Consider the following 22,587-nt stretch of genomic DNA (forward strand, 5'->3'; position numbering starts at 1 on the left):
GAGAAGGATCTAATCATGGAGGTTATCAAAATGGAGCTTATCAAAGCAGATGTAACCGTAGTAGGCGGAGGGATTGCCGGGATCTGCGCGGCCGTTGCCGCTGCACGCCAAGGGCTGCAGGTCGCACTGATTAATGACCGGCCGGTGCTTGGGGGGAATGCCAGCAGTGAGGTCAGGGTGCATATCAACGGGTCGGCCTATCTCGGAAACAGTCCATCCTATTATGCACGCGAGGGCGGATTGGTGGAAGAGCTCAAGCTGAAGATTTTTCACTATAATCCGTTGTACAACAAGAAGCTGATGCTTTCACTCTCGGATATGGTCTTGCTCGACATGGTGTATGCGGAGTCTAACATTTCTCTGTTTCTGAATACATGCGTGCATGATACGGGCATGGAGAACGGCAGAATTAAATGGGTGGAGGGCCTGCAATTGGCTTCCGAACGGAAATTCCGGTTTGAAAGCCGAACCTATATTGACTGCTCCGGTGATGGAGTTGTCGGGTATCAGGCAGGTGCGGATTTCCGCCGGGGTAGAGAAGCGAAGCATGAATACAAGGAAGATTTGGCGCCTGAAGCGGCGGACCTGTACACCATGGGCGATACGATCCTGTTCCAGGCCCGTGACGTAGAATATCCCGTTCCATTCACAAGGCCCGGCTTTGCCTATGATATTACGAAGCTGGCCTTCTTCGACAGCATCCGCAAAGGCTTAAACCACCGGGCGTTACCCCGAAAAATCAACGGACTTGGCGGATTATGGTGGCTGGAATACGGCGGGCATCTGGATACGATCAAGAATAATGAAGACATCGCATTGGAACTGCGGAAACTGGTGTACGGGATATGGGATTATATCAAAAACAGCGGGGAATTTGATGAGGTAGACAATCTTATCCTGGATTATGTATGCCCGATTCCGGGAAAGCGGGAGTCAAGACGGTTCATAGGGGATCACATGCTGTCCCAGAATGATCTTACCGCAAAGCCGCATTTCGAAGATGCTGTATCTGTCGGCGGATGGTATATGGATTTACATGCGAATAAGGGTGTCTACGATGAGGGGCCGGCTACGGCCTGGAATTTCGTGCCGGGACTATACAATATCCCTTTCCGCAGTTTATATTCACGCAATATTCCTAATCTCATGTTCGCCGGCCGCAATATAAGTGCTACCCATGTGGCATTTGGATCGACAAGGGTCATGGCCACCTGCGGTTGTATGGGGCAGGCGGTGGGAACGGCTGCTTCGTTATGCCGCAAATATGAGACAGACCCTGCGGCCATAGCCCGGGACCATATGGGAGAGCTGCAGGCGTTGCTGCTCCGGGACGGGCAGACGATTGTAGGCCTTCAAGAGGAATTGGACCCTTACTTCGTTGACGGATTAACGATTCGTGCTTCATCTCAGCGCAGCTATGACAATCTTCATCCAGCCGAAGAGATGTCCCTGGAGACCGGGCTATGTCTGGTCCTGCCGATTCAGACCTCTGCGGCTGAAAGCGTACAGATCAAAATTAAAAATAGATCCGGGCATGCCGAAACATTGCATGTGAAGCTGTTCGGCGGGGAACGGAAGGAAAATTATATTCCCGTTAGTGAGTTGAAAGACTACCGCTTGGCTGTTGCAGCCGGTCATGACGGCTGGATTACGCTGGACCTCGGCTGCAAGAAACCGGCTGACGACAAAATCTATATCGTACTGGAAGGTACGGCGAGCCTTGCCGTATACGGCAATGAAGAGAAAATGACTGGTGCGGTCAGCTTCTATTATAGACCGGAAGAGCCGTCCAGACTGAAGAAACTCAATAAGAGCATTTGCTTCAAGGATCTGTTGCCAGCCCAGGATATGTATACTCCCGGGAGTGTCGTCAACGGCTTCTCCAGGCCTTATGGCCAGCCGAACAGCTGGATTTCTGAACGAACGGAAGGACCGGAATGGCTGGAGTTTAATTTTGCCAGCCCCAAAAATATAGACGAAATCCATCTGGTGTTCAATTCACAGCTGAATTTAGAGCATTTCGACGATCCGATCGAGTCCCTTATTCAAGATTATGATATGACCGTAACCCTTGAAGACGGAAGCGAGAGGACCCTCATAATCCGCGGGAACTATCTCACCTTGAACAAACATAAGGTGGAGGTGAAAGAGGTAGCCCGGGTCCGCTTTGACTTCTATGCAACGTATGGCTCGCCATATTTTGAAGTGTTTGCTGTGAAATGCTTTGCTCCTAAAAACGATAAGTGAGGTCAGGTGAAGTCGAGATGAAGGAAGTATTCCCTCGAAGAGGGCTCCCGAATGTCATTCAGAAGCTGGAGAATGGGGATACCGTAACCATTGTCTATTTCGGCGGCAGCAATACGCGTTCTGAAGGATACAGGGTCATGACGGCGGATTGGCTCCGTGAGCAATATCCTAAGGCGGATATCCGCACAGTGAATGCAGGCATTAACGGGACAGGATCGGATCTGGGCTGTGCCCGTGCGGAGTCAGATGTACTTCGTCACCGGCCGGATCTGGTATTTGTTGAATTTGTCGGTAACGATGGCGGAGACCCCGAATCCAAGGCGCGGATCGAAGGAATTGTCCGTCAGATCCGCAAGCGGAGCCGGTTTACCGATATCCTGTTCGTGTATACGCTCAAGGAGCGGGATGTGCCCTTATTCCAGTCCGGGGAATACCAGAAGGGGGCTCTAATGCAAGAGGAGGTGGCTGACTATTATGGCATTCCTTCGATTCATCTGGGCGTAGCGGTCAGTCAATTGGTGTCGGAGGGACAACTCGTGTTCACCTCAAGCGAAGACGTATCCATTCCCGGGGCCATTGTTTTTACACATGATTCGATCCATCCGACCATTCCCGAAGGACACCGGATTTACACGGATACGATTACCCGGTCCTTTGAGAGCATTAGAGAGCTTCAAGATCAGCCGGGAAGATTAGTCCATCACTTACCTCAGAATCCGCTGGTTCCGGGTAACTCTTGGGAGTATGCGACCATGCTGTCACTGGATAGCCTTCCTGATCCTATTATCACCGCAGGATGGTCTTACGTAACGCCAGAGGAGTCTGCTCTAGTACGCGAGTACAGTTGGCTGTTCCCCGGCCTATGGCGGGCAGCCGATCCTGGAGAGGCGATCACGGTGCAGTTCGCGGGAACCCGGATCGGGTTATTCGATATCGGGGGGCCTGATTCGGGCAGATTGAAGGTGTCGGTGGATGGGGGAGAACCATTTATAGTGGACCGGTTCACACCATACAACGATCATAACCGGAATCAGTATGTATTCTTGCCGGAGCTGCCGAACGGGAAACATACGGTTCGCTTCGAAGTCGATCATGAGAAGACAGACAAAATGGCAGTGTTCGAGGCATGCGGCAATGAACGGAGTATGGAGCATGTCCGGCAACATCCCGATTGGTATGATCAAACGGTGATCCGGCTCGGGAAGCTGTTACTGGTGCAGCCGCCATTATAATTTTGGTTATGGAAGCGTTATCAACTTAAGAGAGGCTGTGATTGGTGTGATACAAAGGAAGCTGCTTATCTTAATTGTGTTCATCGTGATGATATTAGTTCCTTTCAGCCTGGACGGCATAAGGACCGCTTATGCGGATACCTTACCGTATAAGACCATCATCATTGATGATGGAAGCCTCACGGTCGATGGTGTGCTCACCCCAGATGTGAATAACGCGAATAACGGATACTCCGCTCTTTATTGGAGTACAAGCACAGGAGTGAAGGGATATAATAATTCCAGCTCCCAATTCACCGATGCCGTAAATCGAAGCATCACCTGGAATCCGCGATTGGAAGCAGGAACAGCTAAGATTTCGTTCAACAAGCTTAACTGGGCGGATAAAGCGGACAGTAATGTCAAAATCGAAATTGTTCACAATGGGATTACAGATGTCATGTTTATGGATCTGAGGCCCTCGTCGGGTCCGGCAACCGGATGGGTGGACCTGGGGTCCTATGAATTCAGCGGTGAGGATAGCGAATTTGTCAGACTGACCCGGACGCAGCCTACGACGGGCAAGATCATTACGCGGGCCGATGCGGTCAAGTTTGAAGGGGATATCCGGCAGCAGGCCCCTCCGTTGCCTCCGCTGCGCAGCCGCACATTGCCGAATCTCAGTTACACGGAGAAAGGCAGCATCGAGAATGCCGGCTATAGGGCGACCTTCTATGAAGCAGTCTGGGATGGCGGCAAATCCATCGTCCGTGATCTGTTCTACAAGAACACGGATACGGGGAACTGGATACCTGTCAATGATGTGGCCGAAAGACTGGAAGAGCAGTGGGTATTACTGGAAGGGAATGCGGGGAGCCGAACCAATTACTACGATACGATGAACAAACGCTGGATTACCTTCGACGGGATCAGCTTCCCTGACAGCCACACAGCGGTATTAACCGATTCCGCACATGGAAGCGATTACGATTTACAAGTGAACTGGTCCATGGCAGGCGATAAGCCGGATGTTTCCTACGACTTCACCCCCCGCCGGGACGGCAATTATGTGATCGGCTATCAGTCTTTTACCACAGAGCAACTTTCTGACGTCAACGAAGTGTTGAATGGCTTCAGGTCCCATGCCAAAATGGCAGGTTCGGTGGAATCAACAAGCTTAAGGGAGCTGAGCGCACCGATGAGTCTGGTTGAAAAGAACGATGGCTTGGGCAACCCTTTGTCGTATGGCGTATTTGTACCGTCGGAGGAGCTGCCTGTGGAATTTGAACCGGCGGGAGGCGTCTCCAAGCAACGGCTTGGCATGAGTCTTGTCAACAACGAAGGCAGCGTGCAGCCGATCCTGTATGCGCCTCAACTGGGAGACTATTCGCAAATGACTGCGGAGAGCACCTATCAGTTTCATATGGGGCTAATCGCTCAGACCAGCAGCCTATATGAGGCTTACGGGGATATTCTCCGCAGTGAGTACGGTTATTCGGCTTACCGGGAAAATGTCGGAGAACAGTCACTTACGGACGCGATGTTCAATATGATTGATTTACTTAAGATAGAGCCACAAGGGGACGACTCTGTGAATTTTGTCCCGTCACCCAGCGGGTGGTGGAGCCGGGCCAAGGGCTTCATTGACATCGAGAACGAGGATAGCGTGCGCACCAGCTCGAATGCGGTTCTACTGGGGGCTTATTATCTGACTGGGGATGACCAGCTATACGATACGAGAGCATTGCCGTCCGTCCAGTATGGCTTATCGCGGAATGGGATAGGCTGGTCTCCGACGAAGAAACCAGTCTACGGTGTGCCGTCGTTATGGAAAATGGCAACCTTGCCGTTTGATTATTCAAGTATAGCCGCTGTGCATCAGATGATGGGGACTTCGGCGGGGATTGGGGCGCTGGCACAGGAAGAGTATCTCGTGCGTGATCCTGACCAGAAAGACCGGGGGCCTGTCATTCAGCCCCTGATGAAGTATCGTATGACGGGAGATGCGCAGTATCTACAGGCTGCCAAGGATGCAGCCGACAGCTATATCCTGCAGCATATTGATACGCCTGCATCTGTTAATGTGAGTAAGAATGAGTTCATCTATTATTACAGCAAGCTGTGGATGGAGATCCTGGAGCTCTACGAAGAAACGAATGATCCCAAATACTTGAATGCTGCTTATAAGGAAGCCAAGCGGTATGCAACGATGTTCGTTGCCCGTCCGGTTCCTGAGGGGACGGTTACAATTCCGCAGCCGGAAACGTATAATTACGCGGAGTCGTTCCATTGGCCGGACAGCGGTAAATTTCAATACCCCCGGCTCAAGCTCCCGGAGGATGTAGCCGGAGGCGTACAAGCGGATAAACGGCTGGTCTCTCAGAGTGGATTGACGTTTGAAGCAGGAAGCACAACGGGCTATTACCGGATGAATGCTCAGGAAGCTCCCTTCATGCTGAGATTGTCGCTCTATACAGGGGATACCCTGCTGCGGGACATCGCTCATAATGCGGTTATTGGCCGGTATTCCAGTTATCCGGGGTATTACTATAAAGGGTTCGCCGTCAGCCAACTTGAACCGGAGTTTCCTCTGGAAGGCCCAAGCGGAGCTACATCCATCTATTATCATCATATACCGGGACAGCTCGGGCAAACGATGGATTATTTGATCAGCGAACAATCGTTGAAATCCAATGGAAGCATTACCTTTCCTTCTATATTTGAGACTAATTTTTTATGGTTCAAATATCATCTGTATGGTAATAAACCAGGACAATTTTACGGGAATTCCGGCGTCTGGCTCTGGATGCCCAAGGGGATTATTAAGACCAACCATCCTCAATTGAACTGGATAACGGGAGAGAGCGGGGATAAATTCTACATCGGGTTAAGCAACGAATCGTCGGCTGAAGTTCAGACTCCTATTGAACTGAATGCGCAAATCATCGGGTTCGACCCGGCACAGGATTACACCGTCACGATCATCCGCGACAATGGCACACCAGAGCAAGCCGTTATGAGCGGAGGAATTATTCAAGCCACGGTGTCAAGCAAGGGAATCACCGCGATCATTGTGGAAGGACTCAACATTGATGTGCCTCTGCACCAGGTCAGAACTGCTGATTCGTCAGATGCAAGCTATTTCTTCGATACCCACAGTCCAATAGATGCGGTTAAAGGGATGCTGCTCGTCAAGCCCGACGAAACGGCCTATGATGCTTATGTGCAGGCCAAAACGACTAAACCTGCGACGATCCATTATTCCTTAGATGGCGGGGTTACGTATACCACCGTTCCGGATACGATCTATCCGATGGAATGGTCGGTACGGGTAAGCGATTTATCCCAAACCTTCACTTATTATGTGGAGTCGGACGGGAAGCAGACCCGCAAGCGGACACTCTATCTGCCCGGCCATGTCACTGAGACTCCCGTTCAACCGGAATGGCAGGCGGGCTCCTCTATCATTGTGGATAACACAGAGGCGGAGACCGAAGGGGTCTGGATACGGGATACAACGGCTAACGACTATTACTACGATAACTATGTGTACGCCAAATCGGCTAGCGGCACAGCGACCAGCAGAATGAAATGGCGGCCTGGGCTGCCGGAGAGTGTTACTTACAGTGTGTATTACAAGCTTCCGCAAATCACCGCTGCAAGTGAAAATTGGGCAACGAATGCCACATTCACCGTTAATTATAACGGAGGCTCCGAGACGGTTACCGTGGATGAGACAACGGCCAACGGGACTTGGGTGCATCTGGGGGATTATCCTTTTGCAGCAGGTGACAGCGGATATGTTGAATTAACCAACAAGGCCAACAAGTCACGGGTTGTTGCCGATGCGATGATGTGGGTGGACCCGAACCATATGCCACAGTTGGAGTCTGCGGTGATCCAGTCAGACCGGGACGAACTGCAGATGACTCAAACCGCACACTTAAGCGTAACCGGTTATTTGGATAATGGTCTGACAGGTGATCTGTCGCAGGCAAATGTGCAGTATTTCGTGGATCGAACCGATCTGGCTGAAGTGGACAGCAGCGGTGTGTTAACCCTTCTAAGTCTGGACGGGGTGACGGATCACATTGAGGTATGGGCCACTGTAACGGTGGACGGGGTAACCTTAACTACACCGCCTTTGACAATTGCGGTCAGGGACTTAACGGTGATTGTTGACAGCACGGATACGACCGGATTATACACGACAGAAGGGTCTTGGAGCCAGAGTAATTTAGCCGGATACAAAATTGGTGTGAAGTCCCGTTACTCTACCGTTCAAGGGTCATCCGCAAAGTGGAAAGGCCAGTTCCCGGAAGGGAGATATACGGTCTCTATCTACAAGCTCGTCCATACGACGGCCAACGATAATCATGTCAAAGTGGAAGTGAAGCATCAGTCGGTTACCGAAGTCACGTATATGGATGCAACTGCCGGCCCGTCGGGATGGGTTAATCTGGGGACGTTCGATTTCACTGGAGACGGCAGCGAATATGTCCGGTTAACCAGGGTAACTCCGACTACAGTAGATCCGCCCACGCTGCCTGCCGATATGATTTATACGCGGGCGGATGCAGTCAAGTTCGAACGGCACTCCAATAGTCCGGGGATGAATGGGAATTGATAGCATACAAATTATATTGAGATAATGCTATGAGCTGAGTGGATGAGAATGATCCATTCGGCTTTTTTATTGGGCAGGGTTGTTGATATAATTAGTTCAATCAGAATCATATTATTCAATGACACCGGAGGAGGCCGAAATGAAGCAGCTCTATATCAAGCAGAAGGTATTCAGTCTGGGCGAGAAGTTCACGGTGAAGGATCAGCAGGAGCGGGATGTCTATTACGTGGAGGGCAGCTTCATGCAGATTCCCAAGACGTTCTCGATTCTGAATGCGGGCGGCAGGGAAGTTGCGCAGATTACGAAGAAGGTGTTCAGCTTCCTGCCCAAGTTCTTCGTGGAAGCAGACGGCCGTGAGGTGCTCACGATCAAGAAGGAACTGTCGTTCTTCAAGGCGCGCTATTCGATAGAATCGGCGGATATTGAAGTGCATGGGAACTGGTGGGACATGGATTTCCAGGTCTTGCAGCGCGGAGCCGTTGTGGGGGAAGTCAGCAAAAAGTGGTTCACCTGGGGGGACAGCTACAGTGTGGAGGTGTTGAATGAGGAGCTGGAGGCCATCATCATTGCGATTGTGGTTGCCATTGACTGTGTGAAGAGTGATGAAGCCTCGGCTTCTAATCAATAGCGACCGGAGGATTCCTACTATGCATTTATCTCGTTCATGGCGTTACAAGCACCCGCTCACGGCGGTTCTGGCCGCTGGCCTGATCGCGCTGGCCGCTTGCTTCGGACTTGGCGGGGCCACGGCCTATGCCGACCGCTGGGAGATCTTTGATCAGGGTGAGCATTTATTGTTGCCGGAGGGGCCGATAGAGGTGGATGGGGTGGTGATGGTGCCGCTCCGCTCCATTGCGGAGCGGTTCGGTTATACATTCGTCTCAGTGAACAGCAAGGAGATTGTACTTACCCATAAAGAGGGGCGCAAAGCGGTCATCCGGCTGGGCACCAAAACAGCATTGCTCGATTATGACGGCGGTGCCAAAGTACAGCTGATGGCGCAGATTCCTCGCAACTACAACGGTGCCTGGTTCATCGATCTGGCGCTGGCCGGGGCACTGGGCGGTCAAGGCCACTCTGCCGTACCGGGCACCAACCTCATACAGCTTCGTCCCGTATCAGGGGATGCGAAGGAGCAGCTCGAACGCCAGTATTGGTTCAACTTCAAGGATAAGGGCGAGACCGTATTCGTGAACAATCAGGGGCAGTTGCAGTTGCAGACCCCGTACACCTCCCCGCTGGATTTCGGTTATGATGACCTGCTGCCGGTGAAGAAGTCGGGTTATACCGCCGGTTACATGAACCGTGCAGGGGAGCTTGCCATTGATGCGCCGCACTACCAGCTTGGACGGTTCAGTGAAGGACTGGCCTGGTTCAAGGATCTGGTCAAGACGGAGAACGGCGGCGTTACCGTGAGAATGGGCTACATGAACCGCGCGGGGAAGGTTATTATTCCGGGGATCTACAATCGGGCGGAGGATTTCTCGGACGGGCTGGCGAAGGTGACTAGAACAGGCAAGACCTATTATATTAACCACAACGGCCAGATGGTGATCCCGCCGATCCCCGGGCTGTTGAACAGCGAGTCCTTCTCGGATGGTCTGGCGGCTGTAACGGTACGAACCACGGCAGGCGGCAAAAGCGTCCTCCGGACAGGCTTCATCGACACTGCAGGCAAGTGGGCGATTAAGCCGGTCTATGATTCAGCGACTCCTTTCTCGGAAGGGGTGGCTACGGCAACGGTGAACGGTAAAAGCGGTCTCATCGATACCGCAGGCAAATGGATTGTGAAGCCCCAGTATAGCGGCGGCAGCACTTTTCTCGGACAGTTCCGTGACGGGCATATTCTGCTGACACTGAGCGGCAAGCATGATTATACGCATCGTCTTGTCGATACCAAGGGGAAGATCATCACCGTTCCGGGAACCGGCGAGGTTACTGGGTTCGGCGATGGCATCGCCTCCTACAATGATACGGGCGGATATGGCTTCAAGACTCTCGCCGGACAGGTGATTGTCAAGCCAATGTACTCCTATTTTTGGGACTTTACGGCCGGGGCGGGCAAAGGGTTCATTGAGTACAATGATGTCTACGAAGCTCATCTGATCAATAAAGCTGGTAGAGTGGTATGGAGCACCGGCATGTTAGAATAGATCAATTATGATCCTGCTTAGATCATTGTTTTGGGGCAAGGGGTCTATTAAAATTTGGGGGTAAGCAACGATGTGGATGTAAAGGAGACGGTAATATGCTTAGATTGGTCAATGTGGAGAATGGTACGGTAAAAGGCCTGCCCGCAGCCGATCCCCGGATCACGAGCTTTAAAGGGATTCCGTTCGCGGCACCGCCTGTAGGCGAGAACCGCTGGCGGGCGCCGCAGCCTGCCGAAGACTGGGAAGGGGTGCTGCATGCCCACGAGTTCGCGCCTGTCTCCATGCAGGTCAGACAGGAGCTGGATGACAACAACATCTATACCCGTGAATGGGCGGTAGAGCCGGATATTGCGATGAGCGAGGATTGCCTGTACCTGAACGTGTGGACTCCCGCCAAGCAAGCGGACGAGAAGCTGCCGGTCTATGTATGGTATTTCGGCGGCGGGCTGCAGGTGGGCCATCCGGCGGAGATGGAGTTCGACGGTGAACGGATAGCCCGCAGAGGGATCGTAGTTGTGACGATTAACTACCGGCTGAATATCTTCGGCTTCCTTTGCCACCCCGAGATTACGGCGGAAGCGCCGGAAGCGCCCGCCAACTTCGGAAATCTCGACCAGCAGGCGGCTACCCTCTGGGTGAAGCGCAATATTGCTGCCTTTGGCGGCGACCCGGACAACATCACCATCGGCGGGCAGTCTGCGGGCGGCGGCAGTGTCATGAGCCAGCTCACCTCTCCGCAGAATGAAGGCCTGTTTCAGCGGGCGATTGTTGAAAGCGGTATCTTCACTAAGCTGTATCCGGGAACTCTGCTGCCGCCGCTCCGGGGCACGCTACAGGAGGCGGAGCAGGAGGGCATCGAGTTCTTCAAATATCTCGGCGTGTCCACTCTTGCAGAAGCGCGGAAGCTGGATGCAGTCTATTTGCGGGACAAGGCCGTGGCGCTTGGAGGGTTCTGGGGGACGGTGGTCGACCAGAAGTTCCAGGTGGGCAATCCGTTTGATTTATTCATCCAAAATAAACGCTGGCAGGTGCCGGTGATGCTCGGCCATACCTCGTCCGAATTCTTCAGCACTCCGAAGGTGCAGTCTTACGAGGAGTTCAAGCAGCTTGCAGCGGACATGTTCGGGGAAGATGCGGAGACCTTCCTGAAGCTTAGTGGCGCTAAGCCGGATAATGTGCAAGAAGCGGCACAGCGGGCAGCGGTAAGCGGGATCGAATACGCGATCCGGATCGCTGGGCAGGCAAATGCTGATACCGGAGGCGGCACGCCGCTCTATTACTATAATTTCGATGCCGAGATTCCCGGCTGGGATAACCCGGGCACCTTCCACTCCGTCGATCTGTGGTTCTTCTTCGAGACGCTGGCCAAGTGCTGGCGGCCGTTTGTCGGCAAGCATTACGATCTGGCCCGCCAGATGTGCAATTATACCGCGCATTTCATCCGTACCGGCGACCCGAACGGACCGGATTCCACCGGCGAAGACTTGCCGCGCTGGGAACCTTACACCCCGGAAGCACCTTACGGGATGCTGTTCGCAGATCGGGCGGAGTTCTTGAGAGAACCGCCCGGAGCGGTAGTGGATTTTCTGTTGAAGCAGTATTTCAAGAAGGCTAAGAAGCCGGTTCAGAGCTGAGAAGCGCAGGAGTGCGCGGTATAATGTTTAAGTTAAAGGAAAAGTGGCGGAGGGGAATTTTGGAACTGTAGGAGCGGTAGCGTCCGCCTTTGTGTTTGAATTTCTACCGGTAATGCGGTTTAATTCAGGAAATTCAAACTGGGCAGCGGCCGGAAGTCCAAAACTTCTCTGGAGTCACGGCAATCCTAAAACATAAAAATCATTAGTTCAATATATCTAACCTCTGCTCTGCCGCTGGTAATTGCGCGGAGTATACCCGGTCATCTGCTTGAATTGACGGCAGAAATGCTCCACGTTCGGATACCCGCACCGTGCGGCGACCTCGGCGATGTTCTCGGTGCTGTGGATCAGGTACTCCTTGGCCATGCGAATCCGGCTGTTGATGACATCCTCCATGCAGGAGAGGCCGAAATTTTTTTTGTAAATATTCTGGAGATAGCCTGGACTAATCTCAAGCACATCGGCCATTCTGGAGACGGTCCAGTATTCTCCGGGGTTACTCTGAATTAACGTGCGCAGCTTCAGCAGCTTGTAGTATTGCGGGGTAATATTGTCCTGGAAGTAGGATTCCCACAGCTTGTTGAACAGGGCCCGCAGCAGCAGCTCGATGGAGGAGGCCTTGTAGTTCCGGTCAAAATGATGCTCGCTGACCAGCAGCTCCACCAGCTTCCGGCAGGAGTCGGGATCACTTAAGGCAAAGGGGATGCCGAAGGGCAGCGGCGATTCCGTAATATACGGCTCATCTGTGTCAAAGCGAATCCAGTCATTGGCGAACGGGCCGCCGTGCGCTCCGTAATAGACCTTCTGCTGCGGGCGGTAAAGGACCACCGTGTGCGCAGGGTATACCTTAAGTCCCCCATGCACCCAGAACTGGGCCGGGGTCTTGGTCATGACCAGGAGCCACTGCGAGCCTGCGGGGACATCCACGACAAAGCCCGCAGCGTGTGTCGTATTGCATTCCACATAATGAATAAGGGCCATTCGCGCTCTCCTCCTAATGAATCTCGCGGAATTCACCTGGCGTAATTCCTTCGGATTCCATGAATTTCTTATTGAAGTAGCTGATGCCCGGATACCCGGAGAGGATGGCAACCTCTTTGATGGACATAGAGGGATGGCCCAGCAATAATTGCTTGCTTTTTTGAATCCGGCATTTGGTGATATAAGAGACAGGAGTCATTTTCGTCGCCTTTTTAAACAGACTGCAGAAATAATTCGGTGTCAGTCCTGCTTTGCCCGCCCACCATTCCAGCTCAAATGGAAGGTGGGCTTTTTGTTGCATTTCGGGCAATAGAGAGGTTATTTTATCCAGATGATTGGTGCTGCGGTAGGATGAGAATGGAAGCGAATTGCTGACAAATTCAATAATTACGCTATACGTTAAGGTTGAGATCCGGGAGGGGCGGAGGAAATTATAGTGTTCAAGCTCATGAAATAAATCCTCGAAAGCTGAATGCAGCAGAGAAGCGTTCTTCAGTGTCCAGATCGAAGAACCGGAATACCGGTTATCCAGAAAGTAAGCCTGGAGTGCATTGCCGTTAAACTGAATCCAGAAGATATTCCACGGGTCTGACTCGGAGCAGTAATAGCGCATACGGTCGTTCGGGAAATGGAGAAAGGCATCTCCAGCGCCTAATGTGAAGGTTCTATCCCCGATTTCAATATCCCCGCTTCCACTGGCGATATAATGCAAACTGAAATCTCTGACCCCATTCGGCCGGTTCACATTATGATCGTCCGGCCGGATGAAATTTCCGATAGAATGCGGAAAGCAGAAAAAACGGAATTCCGTAAAATTGGGTAAATAATAAGTTTTCATGCAGCCGCCACCCCCCCCTTCTTTTACCAGACAAAATCTTAATATAGTTTCATTAATAGTATAATATTATTATTTCGTCAAGGATTATTGATCATTATAATGAAAACAATAAACTATTTTTGTTTTAGAAAACGGTGCCCGATATATAAAAGTGACAACGCTTTCTAGAAAATGTTAGCTTACGCTGCCATCCTCAGGGAGATAAACTACAGGTAAAGGAGGAACGAATGATGCAACTCGAAACAAACTTAACCGGCGCAGAGGTTCACCGGGGCCAGATATGGAAGCGGTTTAAAAAACAAAGAGTGCTCCATTTATTTGTCGGGCTCGGCATGATTTTTCTGGTGATTTTTTCCTACACCCCAATGTTCGGTATTCTGATGGCATTTAAGGACTATAGCATTTCCGACGGGATCAAGGGGATTTTTACAAGTGATTGGGTGGGACTCCGGTATTTCGATGAATTTATCCACGATTATCAGTTTGGTAAGATCGTCAGGAATACACTTGTGCTCAGCTTCCTGAAGGTGATCTTTGCCTTTCCTGCTCCTATCGTGCTGGCCATTCTGCTCAACGAAGTGAAAAGCATGCCGTTCAAACGGTTCGTGCAGACGATCAGCTATTTGCCTCATTTTATCTCATGGGTAGTAGTGGTCGGAGTCTCCTATGCGTTCCTGTCCGCAGATATGGGGCTTGTGAATAAAGCGCTGCTGCAAGCCGGGTTCATCGACCAGCCGCTTAATATTCTGACGAGTCCGAATTATTTCTGGGGCCTCGCTGTAGGGAGTGCCGTGTGGAAAGAGATGGGCTGGTGGACGATTATTTTTCTGGCCGCGATTACAGGTATCAATCCTTCACTTTACGAAGCCGCTGAGATTGACGGGGCTGGCAGGCTGGCCCGCATCCGCCATATCACACTTCCGGGAATGAAGGGGACCATCGTCGTCGTGCTGGTTCTGACCATCGGCAGTATTCTTGGAGGCGGGCTGGTGGGCTCTAACTTTGAACAGGCGTATCTCCTGGGGAACAGCATTAATAATCCGACCTCGGAAATAGTGCAGACCTATGCGTTCAAGGTGGGGTTAAGCGACGGCCGGTTCTCTTATGCAAGTGCGATTGATTTAATCCAGTCCGCCATCTCGGTCATTCTAATCTTCTCCAGCAACTTCATAGCGAAGCGCGTCTCAGGCTCAAGTCTATTCTAGAGAAAGGAGCGGTACCTGTGCTCAAGAGTCAAAAACAAAAAGATCGGGTCATGGACAGCATCGTTTATTTGCTTCTTTCCATTATTGCCCTGACCATGCTATATCCCTTTTATTATGTACTGATTGCTTCGTTTAACAAGGGATCTGACACATTATTGGGCGGAATGTATTTATGGCCCCGGAGTGTAACCTTTGAGAATTACAGGATTTTCCTAGAAGACCCCAAATGGATGAAGGCGTTCCTGGTTACTGTGGCCCGCACGGTCTCCGGCACCGCGCTCGGTCTTCTGCTCACCAGTCTCGTAGCCTACGCGCTGTCTCACCGGGATCTGCTGTTCAGTAAATTTTATTTCACCTTGATTATCTTCGCAATGTACTTCTCCGGCGGCCTGATTCCGTATTACGTGGTGCTGCGTTCATTGGGGCTGCTGAATTCGTTTGGCGTGTACATTGTTCCTTCTATGCTGAATACGTTTTTCTTGCTGATCGCCATCTCGTTCTTCCGGGAGATTCCCGGTGAATTGAAGGAATCCGCTCACATGGACGGCGCCGGCGAATTCGTGATTTACTTCCGCATCATCCTGCCGGTCTCGATGCCGCTGCTTGCCACAATGGCACTGTTCATGGGGGTGGGCCAATGGAATTCCTGGCTGGACTCCGCGTATTTCGTCCAATCCGAGAATCTGAGGACGCTTACGTTCCGCATGATGGAGATCATCAACCAGAGCAATGCCCCGATGGATTCGGTGGCTGTGGCCAACCGGCCTGGCGGCGGAGTTACCAGCTTTTCCTTGCAGGTCACCTCGATGGTCGTCTCCATCTTGCCGATCATCTGCGTGTATCCGTTCCTGCAGAAGTATTTTGTACACGGGATTATGTTAGGTTCTGTCAAAGGTTAATCAGGATGCTGAAAACAAAACAGGGAGAGATAAACATTGCTTAGAGAGAATCTGGACCGGAATTGGGAGTTTGAACACGGGAAGCCGTTTCACATTCAAAGCAAGGACAACGGGCAGGCGAGGATCGTTCATCTGCCGCATGACTTCACGATTGAAACGGATACGTGGGCGGAGGCTCCCGGCGGGAGAGCAACCGGATATTACGGCGGCGGGATCGGTACTTACACCAAGATGCTGGATATCCCGGCCGAGGCTGAGGGGAAAAGAGTGCTGGTCGAATTCGACGGCGCGTATATGAACACCACTGTGGTACTCAACGGGCATACCGTAGCCCAGCATCATTATGGATATACGCCATTCCATGCTGATCTCACGCCTTATATGAGGCCCGGTAAGCCGAACCGGCTCGCGGTGACGGTGAATAATGCCGCACAACCCAACTCCCGCTGGTACACGGGGTCAGGCCTATACCGCCATGTCGATCTGTTAACCAGTCCGAAGCTGCATATCGTACCATGGGGAATCTATGCCCGCACCTCGCATATCGTGGGCGGCACAGCGTTCATTATTGTGGAGACAACGGTAGCGAATCATGCGGATACCCCCGCCAGTGTGTGGGTAGACCTCAAACTGGAGAAGGAAGCCGGAGGAGCTGAGGCAGGAAGCGGAAGGGTGCAAGTCTATGTACCTGCGGCCGGGAAGGCCGTGGGCCGGGTGACAGTCGCCGTGGATCATGCTGAATTATGGGATATTGATTCCCCGTCTCTATACCGCATTACTGCATCTCTGAATGGAAGCGATAAACATTATGACAGTGACAGTACCCTGTTTGGCATCCGGACGCTCACTGTTGATGTGAAGAACGGTCTGATGCTGAACGGGCGCACGGTCAAACTGAAAGGCGGCTGTGTGCACCATGATCACGGGATTCTTGGCGCCGCTTCCTACAGAGACAGCGAGTACCGCAAAATGAAGCTGCACAAGGATAACGGATACAATGCCATCCGCTGCGCCCACAATCCGCCGTCCAGGGATATGCTGGATGCCTGCGACCGGCTGGGCTTGCTTGTGATGAATGAAGCCTTCGATATGTGGACGATGGACAAAAATCCGCATGATTACAGTTTGTATTTTGAGCGCAACTGGAAGTCTGACATTGAAGCATTTATCCGGCGTGACCGCAATCATCCCAGCATCATCATGTGGTCAACAGGCAATGAAGTTAATGAGCGCGGAGGATTGTCCGGCGGATATGAGTGGGCTGCCCGGCTCACGGCATGGGTCAGAGAACTGGACCCCACCCGTCCGGTTACCAACGCGGTATGCACATTCTTCAGCGGGCTGGAGGATGAGGATCAGGAACGCTTCTATGATGATCTCAAGAATCCGCCCAAGGAGTCGGCAGGGTTCGTCAACTTCGACACGGAGTTCGGCAAGCAGGTGTGGGATGGCTATACGGAAGCCTTCTGCGCTCCGCTCGATATTGTGGGCTATAACTATCTGATTCATCAATTCGATGCCGCTGCCCATAAATATCCTGACCGGGTGATCTGCTCGACCGAGAGTATAGCCAGAGATATGGATAAATATTGGGAAGGTGTAGAACGCCATCCTTATATTATCGGCGATTTCAACTGGACCAGCTTCGATTACATCGGGGAGGCAGGCCTTGGCAAGACGTTATACGCGGAACCGGAGGAGGCGGACGAACGGCGTAAAACCTTACATGAGTCCCCGTATCCATGGCGCCTGTCCTACGACGCAGATTTCGATCTGTGCGGCTTCGCGCGCCCCCAGCTTGCTTACCGGCGGATTGTCTGGGGTTCTGACGAAACCTTCATTGCTTCACACCGTCCTGAAAACTACGGCAAAACCGAGCTGATTAGCGGATGGGGCTGGACGGAATGCGAGCATGCCTGGAGCTGGATCGGGTATGAAGGCGAACCTGTTACTGTCGAAGTCTACTCGGCAGCTGAGGAAGTCGAGCTCATTCTGAACGGTGTAAGCTTGGGCAGGCAACCCGCAGGCAAGGTTAACCGCTTCAAGGCGCGATTTGTTCTTACCTATATGCCGGGCACCTTGGAGGCTGTGAGTTATACCAAGGACAGCAAAGTTTCAAGCGATGTGCTCCACTCGGCCGGAGAGCCGGCGGGAATCCGCATTGTTCCTGAGAAGAAGGAGCTTGCCGCAGATGGGCAGTCGCTCTGTTACGCGGTTGTTGAGATTATCGACGCCGCCGGCCATTGCGTGCCGGAAGCCTCGCTGACTGCGGTTGCCCGGGTAGAAGGCGCAGCATCTCTGGCTGGCTTCGGTACCGGCAGACCCCAGACGACCGAGAATTATACTACCGGCCGGTTCACTTCCTTCAAGGGCAGACTGCTGGCCGTTGTCCGTGCAGGGGTTGAGCCGGGAATCTTCACGCTGACAGTCAGCGTTGACGGGCTGGAGCCGGTTAGCCTGGATATTCCTGTGAACTAATACTATGGAGGGATTACATTGACAAAAACAATAAGCCGCAAGACGCTTGCGGCAACCATGGCAGTTACCTTGACGCTGGGATTATTATCCGCCTGCGGAGGAGGCAATAACGAAGGTGCCAAACAGGGGGAGGCTGCCGCAACAGCCGGAGTTGGAGCTGTAAAAGAATTATCCTTGTTCATTGATTTTCCCTGGTGGGCAACCAAGGAGTGGAAGGGGCCGATCGCGGAGAAAATCACCGAGAAGACAGGCGTTAAGCTGAATGTAACCGTAGCCACAGACGACAAGCAGCTCCCGCTGATGATTGCTTCAGGCGATCTGCCGGATCTGGTGCTCACCTCCAGCAACGTAGGCCGGATGTCCGATGCCAAGCTGTCGTATTCGTGGAATGAGCTGATCGAGAAGTATGCGCCGGACTTCAAGCTGGATGCCACCCGAATTGCCATCAATACGATGGATGACGGCAACTTCTATACGGTCCGCAATGCCTTCGCCACCCAGGAAGAGATGTCCAAGAATAAATTTGCACTCGGCGGGGACGGCAATCCGGGGATTGCGGTGCGTGAAGACATCCTGAAGGAGCTGGGGAATCCCCCAATCAAGACACTGGATGACTTCGTGAAGGTGCTCGGTATGGTCAAGGAGAAGTATCCCGACATGGTGCCGCTGGTGCTGGACAAGAACTGGATCGAGCAGTATTTTCTCCAGCAGTTCGGTGCCGAGGCCCTGTTTGACAATTGGTACGAGCATGACGGGAAAGTGGATTATTTCATCAGACAGCCGCAAATGCTGGAGTTCTTCAAATTCATGAACAGTCTGTACCGGGATGGCTACATTCTGGCCGAGAACTTTGCGTTTGCCAATGATCAGATCGACGAGCAGTATGCGACAAGCGGCAAAGCGTTCGCCCATGGCCACACCGTAGGCACTGCGGATACGGATAACAGCGCCATTCAGAAGAACAACGGTACCTTTACCTTCAAGATGCTGCCGAGCGCATTGACCAAAGAAGCCAAGAAGGTAAGCACAGGACTGGGCTTCGCCGGCACCTTCATCACCAAGAAGAATAAGAACCCGGAGGCCTCGATCAAGCTTCTCCAATACCTGGCCAGTGACGAAGGGAAGAAGCTGACGATGTTCGGGGTAGAGGGCGAGCATTGGACATGGAATGAAGAAGGGCACCCGGATCTGAAGTATAATTCGTCTGATCAGGACTTCATGAATGCGAACGGCATCGGCTGGTGGGTGCTGTACAATGACGGAGTCATGGAGGGCATGAGAGGATATGTGCCGGGCAAGCAGAAGACACAGGCGCTGATGGAGACGAAGGCGATCACAACCTATAAGCCTCAGCTCGGCCTGATCCAGACACAACCGGATTCTGCGGAGAAAACGCTCAAGACCAAGATCGACGAGATGATTAAGAATGAAAAGGTTAAGATCTACCTGGCAAAATCTGAAGCGGAAGCGGTGGCAAATTACGAGAATCTGGTGAAGACTGCCGAGAGCCTGGGTTTGCAGCAGCTGGTGGACTGGGCCAACGACACGTACCAGAAGAAGAAGGGTTTGTTCAAGTAAGCCAAGGACAACCGGTAGAGGCGCCCTAGCCTCTACCTTATTTTGCTTTCATCAATACAGCAGGAGGAAGGGGACAGATATGAGAGTATTGATCGTAGACGATGAACCGCTGATCCTGAACGGGCTGGTGAAGATTATCGGGGAGGCGGCTCCGCTCGGGACGGAAGTTTTCAGGGCAGACAATGCGTTTGAGGCCTTGGAGCTTATGACAGACTGTATGCCGGATGTGACCATTACAGATCTTCATATGCCGGAGAAAAATGGCTTCGAGCTCATCGAAGCGGCCAGAGAGAGCGGACTGTGCGACCGTTTTATTATTCTTACAGGCTACGATGAATTTGAATATGTCCGCAGAGCGCTCCGCACGGGAGTGGTGGATTATCTGCTGAAGCCGCTGGGCAAGGATGAGATTGCCGCTCTGCTGGAGCGGATTGAACAGGAGCTTCCCTCTGAGGCTGATCCGGAGTACTCGAACCATGCGAAGCGCATTCTGGCCTATACCAAAACCCATTATATGAACGATCTGTCGCTCAACCATCTGGCGGAATTGATGAATCTTCATCCGAAATATATCAGCAGTCTGTTTAAAAGAGTGACTGGCGATACGTTTGTGAATTATCTGAACGGATTTCGCATCAAGGAGGCCCAGAGGCTGCTCAGGTCCCATGGGCGGCTATCCGCGAACGCAATCGGCAAGAAGGTCGGGTTCGAGGACAAGCACTATTTCACCAAAGTGTTCAAGAAGTATACAGGAATGACACCGGGCGCTTACCGCGAAGAGGGCAAACCGGAGTATCCGGCGAGTGGCGAAGGATCAACCGGAGCCGGAGGGCTGGAGCTGCAAGATAAGCGCAGTTAATGCGCAGCATTGGGATTTGTGTCAATGCCGGATAAGTGAAGTAAAGATGTGAGCGTTGTCAATAAATAGGGTCCTCCCCCATAATGAAAGCGTAACCAATTAAAGACCACAATCATTGAACTGGGGGTTGACTATGAACACAGGTACAAGAAAAGGTCCGGTATGGCTGAAGAGCACTTCCATTCTGCTGTTGTCTGCACTGCTGTTGTCGGCTTGCTCGGGCAAGCTGGAATCCGGTAACGGGGGCAAGGAAGCGGCAGCCGGTAATGACCCGAAGCCAAGCGCAGCGGTAGATGAGAGTCCGCTCGGCAAATACGATCCTCCGATTGAGGTGTCGTTCGTCAGAGATCTGGGCGATGTGGTAGAGAATAATGTGCTTGGCGTATTGAAGGACGAGACGATTGACAACAACCGCTGGACCCAGTTGTATGAGGATCAGCTGGGTATCAAGATCAAATATAACTGGATTGTGAAGGGCAGCCAGACCTCGGATCAATATTTGCAGAAAATCAATGTCACCCTGGCCTCCGGCGATCTGCCGGATGTAACGCCGGTGAACGCCACCCAGCTTAAGCAATTGGCCGATTCGGACCAGATTGAGGATATGACGGCATTATACGAGAAGTATGCCTCCCCGTTCACCAAGAAGGTGCTGTCGGGAGAAGGCACGAGTGTGTTCGATGCGGCGACCTATGGCGGGAAGCTGATGGCGATTCCGAGCCTGGAATCGTCCATTGAACGGTCGATGTACATCTGGATTCGCACCGATTGGCTGGAGAAGCTGGGCATGCAGCCGCCGAAGACGATGGCGGATGTGCTTGCGATCTCTGAAGCCTTCGCCGATAAGGACCCGGACGGGAACGGCAAGAAGGATACTTACGGCCTTGGCATCACCAAAGATCTGTGGGGCGGGGCAATGGGACTCGAAGGCTTCATGGCCGGATACAATGCGTATCCGAATATCTGGGTGGAGGACGGCAGCGGCAAGCTGGTCTATGGCAGCATTCAGCCGGAGGTGAAGAAAGCGCTCCAGGCGCTGCAGGACATGGCGAAGAAGGGCCAGCTGGATCAGGAGTTCGGGGTGAAAGACGGCGGCAAGGTCTCCGAGCTGATATCGGCCGGCAAGATCGGGATGGAGTACGGCGAGCAGTGGAATTCCATCTGGCCGCTGCAGCTTAACCGTGATAATGATCCCAAGGCCCAGTGGCAGGCCTTCCCGATTGTCTCGGAATCAGGTGACACGCCGAAGGTGCCGCTGAAATTCAGTACCACCCGCTTCTTCGCCGTCAAGAAGGGCGCAGCCCACCCTGAAGCGGTGATCAAATTGTTCAATCTGCATCTGGAGAAGAATTGGGGCGAGACGGCCGAATTCGATAAGTACTTTGCACCGCCTGAAGCGGAGAGTGTCTGGCAGCTGTCTCCGGTTACGCCTTATCCGGTGACGAAGAACGTGGACGCGTTCCGCGAGATTGATGCCGCCCGCAAGGCCGGTGACTTCTCCAAGCTGGTGGGGGAAGCCAAGACCATACAGGAGAAGCTGGAATCTTATGCTTCCGGCACTTCGGAAGGCTTCGCCCTGTGGGGCTGGGAACGGATCTATGGCGAGCAGGGCTCCATGGGTATAGCCGACCAGTACATCAAGAATGACCAGTTCATTCAGGAGAAGTTCGTCGGTGCGCCGACTCCGACCATGGTCGAACGTAAGACGACGCTTGAGAAGCAGCAGAATGAGATGTTTGTCAAAATCATTCTGGGTGATCCTATCGACAAGTTCGACCAGTTCGTCAAGGACTGGAAGAAGCTGGGCGGCGATCAAATTACGCAAGAGGTTAACGAATGGTACGAAGCGACTAAGAAATGAGGCGCCATGGAGGAAG

General features: G+C 52.4%; 14 protein-coding genes. 12 read left to right on the forward strand and 2 right to left on the reverse strand.

The window, feature by feature from the left end; genetic code table 11:
* The first annotated feature begins 30 nt into the window (after positions 1-30).
* The 6 genes from MHH28_RS01690 (at position 31) to MHH28_RS01715 (ending at position 11,872) form a co-directional block, all read left to right on the forward strand.
* Complete coding sequence (locus MHH28_RS01690; RefSeq protein WP_405110905.1) at positions 31-2,247, forward strand: FAD-dependent oxidoreductase; 2,217 nt, start codon at positions 31-33, stop codon at positions 2,245-2,247.
* 17 nt (positions 2,248-2,264) lie between these two features.
* Positions 2,265-3,479 carry a GDSL-type esterase/lipase family protein gene (locus MHH28_RS01695; protein ID WP_405110908.1) on the forward strand — a complete coding sequence of 405 codons (1,215 nt, stop codon included), beginning with the start codon at positions 2,265-2,267 and terminating at the stop codon, positions 3,477-3,479.
* 85 nt (positions 3,480-3,564) lie between these two features.
* Complete coding sequence (locus tag MHH28_RS01700; protein WP_405110911.1) at positions 3,565-8,085, forward strand: hypothetical protein; 4,521 nt, start codon at positions 3,565-3,567, stop codon at positions 8,083-8,085.
* A gap of 139 nt (positions 8,086-8,224) precedes the next feature.
* On the forward strand, positions 8,225-8,713 hold the full coding sequence (locus MHH28_RS01705; protein ID WP_405110913.1) for an LURP-one-related/scramblase family protein: 489 nt from the start codon (positions 8,225-8,227) through the stop codon (positions 8,711-8,713).
* 19 nt (positions 8,714-8,732) lie between these two features.
* Entirely contained in the window at positions 8,733-10,238 is a 1,506-nt protein-coding gene (locus tag MHH28_RS01710) for a WG repeat-containing protein (protein ID WP_405110916.1), read from the forward strand.
* A gap of 95 nt (positions 10,239-10,333) precedes the next feature.
* Complete coding sequence (locus MHH28_RS01715) at positions 10,334-11,872, forward strand: carboxylesterase/lipase family protein (protein WP_405110918.1); 1,539 nt, start codon at positions 10,334-10,336, stop codon at positions 11,870-11,872.
* A gap of 216 nt (positions 11,873-12,088) precedes the next feature.
* Here MHH28_RS01715 and MHH28_RS01720 read toward each other — a convergent pair whose 3' ends face one another.
* Positions 12,089-12,853 carry a helix-turn-helix domain-containing protein gene (locus MHH28_RS01720; RefSeq protein ID WP_405110921.1) on the reverse strand — a complete coding sequence of 255 codons (765 nt, stop codon included), beginning with the start codon at positions 12,851-12,853 and terminating at the stop codon, positions 12,089-12,091.
* Between the two features lie 13 nt (positions 12,854-12,866).
* Complete coding sequence (locus tag MHH28_RS01725; RefSeq protein WP_405110922.1) at positions 12,867-13,691, reverse strand: AraC family transcriptional regulator; 825 nt, start codon at positions 13,689-13,691, stop codon at positions 12,867-12,869.
* Positions 13,692-13,921: 230 nt separating this feature from the next.
* Between MHH28_RS01725 and MHH28_RS01730 the strand changes: the two genes are divergently transcribed.
* From MHH28_RS01730 to MHH28_RS01755, 6 genes are all read left to right on the forward strand, one after another.
* Positions 13,922-14,896 (forward strand): ABC transporter permease, encoded by a 975-nt coding sequence (locus MHH28_RS01730; RefSeq protein WP_405116792.1) that lies wholly within the window; start codon positions 13,922-13,924, stop codon positions 14,894-14,896.
* Between the two features lie 17 nt (positions 14,897-14,913).
* Positions 14,914-15,795 (forward strand): carbohydrate ABC transporter permease, encoded by an 882-nt coding sequence (locus tag MHH28_RS01735; protein ID WP_405110925.1) that lies wholly within the window; start codon positions 14,914-14,916, stop codon positions 15,793-15,795.
* Positions 15,796-15,831: 36 nt separating this feature from the next.
* Positions 15,832-18,273, forward strand: a complete 2,442-nt coding sequence (locus MHH28_RS01740) for a glycoside hydrolase family 2 TIM barrel-domain containing protein (protein ID WP_405110928.1) — start codon at positions 15,832-15,834, stop codon at positions 18,271-18,273.
* 18 nt (positions 18,274-18,291) lie between these two features.
* Entirely contained in the window at positions 18,292-19,851 is a 1,560-nt protein-coding gene (locus tag MHH28_RS01745; RefSeq protein ID WP_405110930.1) for an extracellular solute-binding protein, read from the forward strand.
* Between the two features lie 79 nt (positions 19,852-19,930).
* The gene (locus tag MHH28_RS01750) at positions 19,931-20,710 is read left to right on the forward strand and encodes a response regulator (protein ID WP_405110933.1); all 780 of its coding nucleotides are present in this window, start codon (positions 19,931-19,933) and stop codon (positions 20,708-20,710) included.
* 133 nt (positions 20,711-20,843) lie between these two features.
* Complete coding sequence (locus tag MHH28_RS01755; protein WP_405110936.1) at positions 20,844-22,571, forward strand: extracellular solute-binding protein; 1,728 nt, start codon at positions 20,844-20,846, stop codon at positions 22,569-22,571.
* The last annotated feature ends 16 nt before the right edge of the window (positions 22,572-22,587 follow it).

This window comes from Paenibacillus sp. FSL K6-1217, from assembly GCF_045040735.1.
Classification (GTDB): domain Bacteria; phylum Bacillota; class Bacilli; order Paenibacillales; family Paenibacillaceae; genus Paenibacillus_AQ.

What these genes read in the sequence shown, in the direction of transcription:
- MHH28_RS01690 (WP_405110905.1), top strand. Translation starts at nt 31, where the DNA reads ATGGAGCTTATCAAAGCAGATGTAACCGTAGTAGGCGGAGGGATTGCC.
- MHH28_RS01695 (WP_405110908.1), top strand. Translation starts at nt 2,265, where the DNA reads ATGAAGGAAGTATTCCCTCGAAGAGGGCTCCCGAATGTCATTCAGAAG.
- MHH28_RS01705 (WP_405110913.1), top strand. Translation starts at nt 8,225, where the DNA reads ATGAAGCAGCTCTATATCAAGCAGAAGGTATTCAGTCTGGGCGAGAAG.
- MHH28_RS01710 (WP_405110916.1), top strand. Translation starts at nt 8,733, where the DNA reads ATGCATTTATCTCGTTCATGGCGTTACAAGCACCCGCTCACGGCGGTT.
- MHH28_RS01715 (WP_405110918.1), top strand. Translation starts at nt 10,334, where the DNA reads ATGCTTAGATTGGTCAATGTGGAGAATGGTACGGTAAAAGGCCTGCCC.
- MHH28_RS01720 (WP_405110921.1), bottom strand. Translation starts at nt 12,853, where the DNA reads ATGGCCCTTATTCATTATGTGGAATGCAATACGACACACGCTGCGGGC.
- MHH28_RS01725 (WP_405110922.1), bottom strand. Translation starts at nt 13,691, where the DNA reads ATGAAAACTTATTATTTACCCAATTTTACGGAATTCCGTTTTTTCTGC.
- MHH28_RS01730 (WP_405116792.1), top strand. Translation starts at nt 13,922, where the DNA reads ATGCAACTCGAAACAAACTTAACCGGCGCAGAGGTTCACCGGGGCCAG.
- MHH28_RS01750 (WP_405110933.1), top strand. Translation starts at nt 19,931, where the DNA reads ATGAGAGTATTGATCGTAGACGATGAACCGCTGATCCTGAACGGGCTG.
- MHH28_RS01755 (WP_405110936.1), top strand. Translation starts at nt 20,844, where the DNA reads ATGAACACAGGTACAAGAAAAGGTCCGGTATGGCTGAAGAGCACTTCC.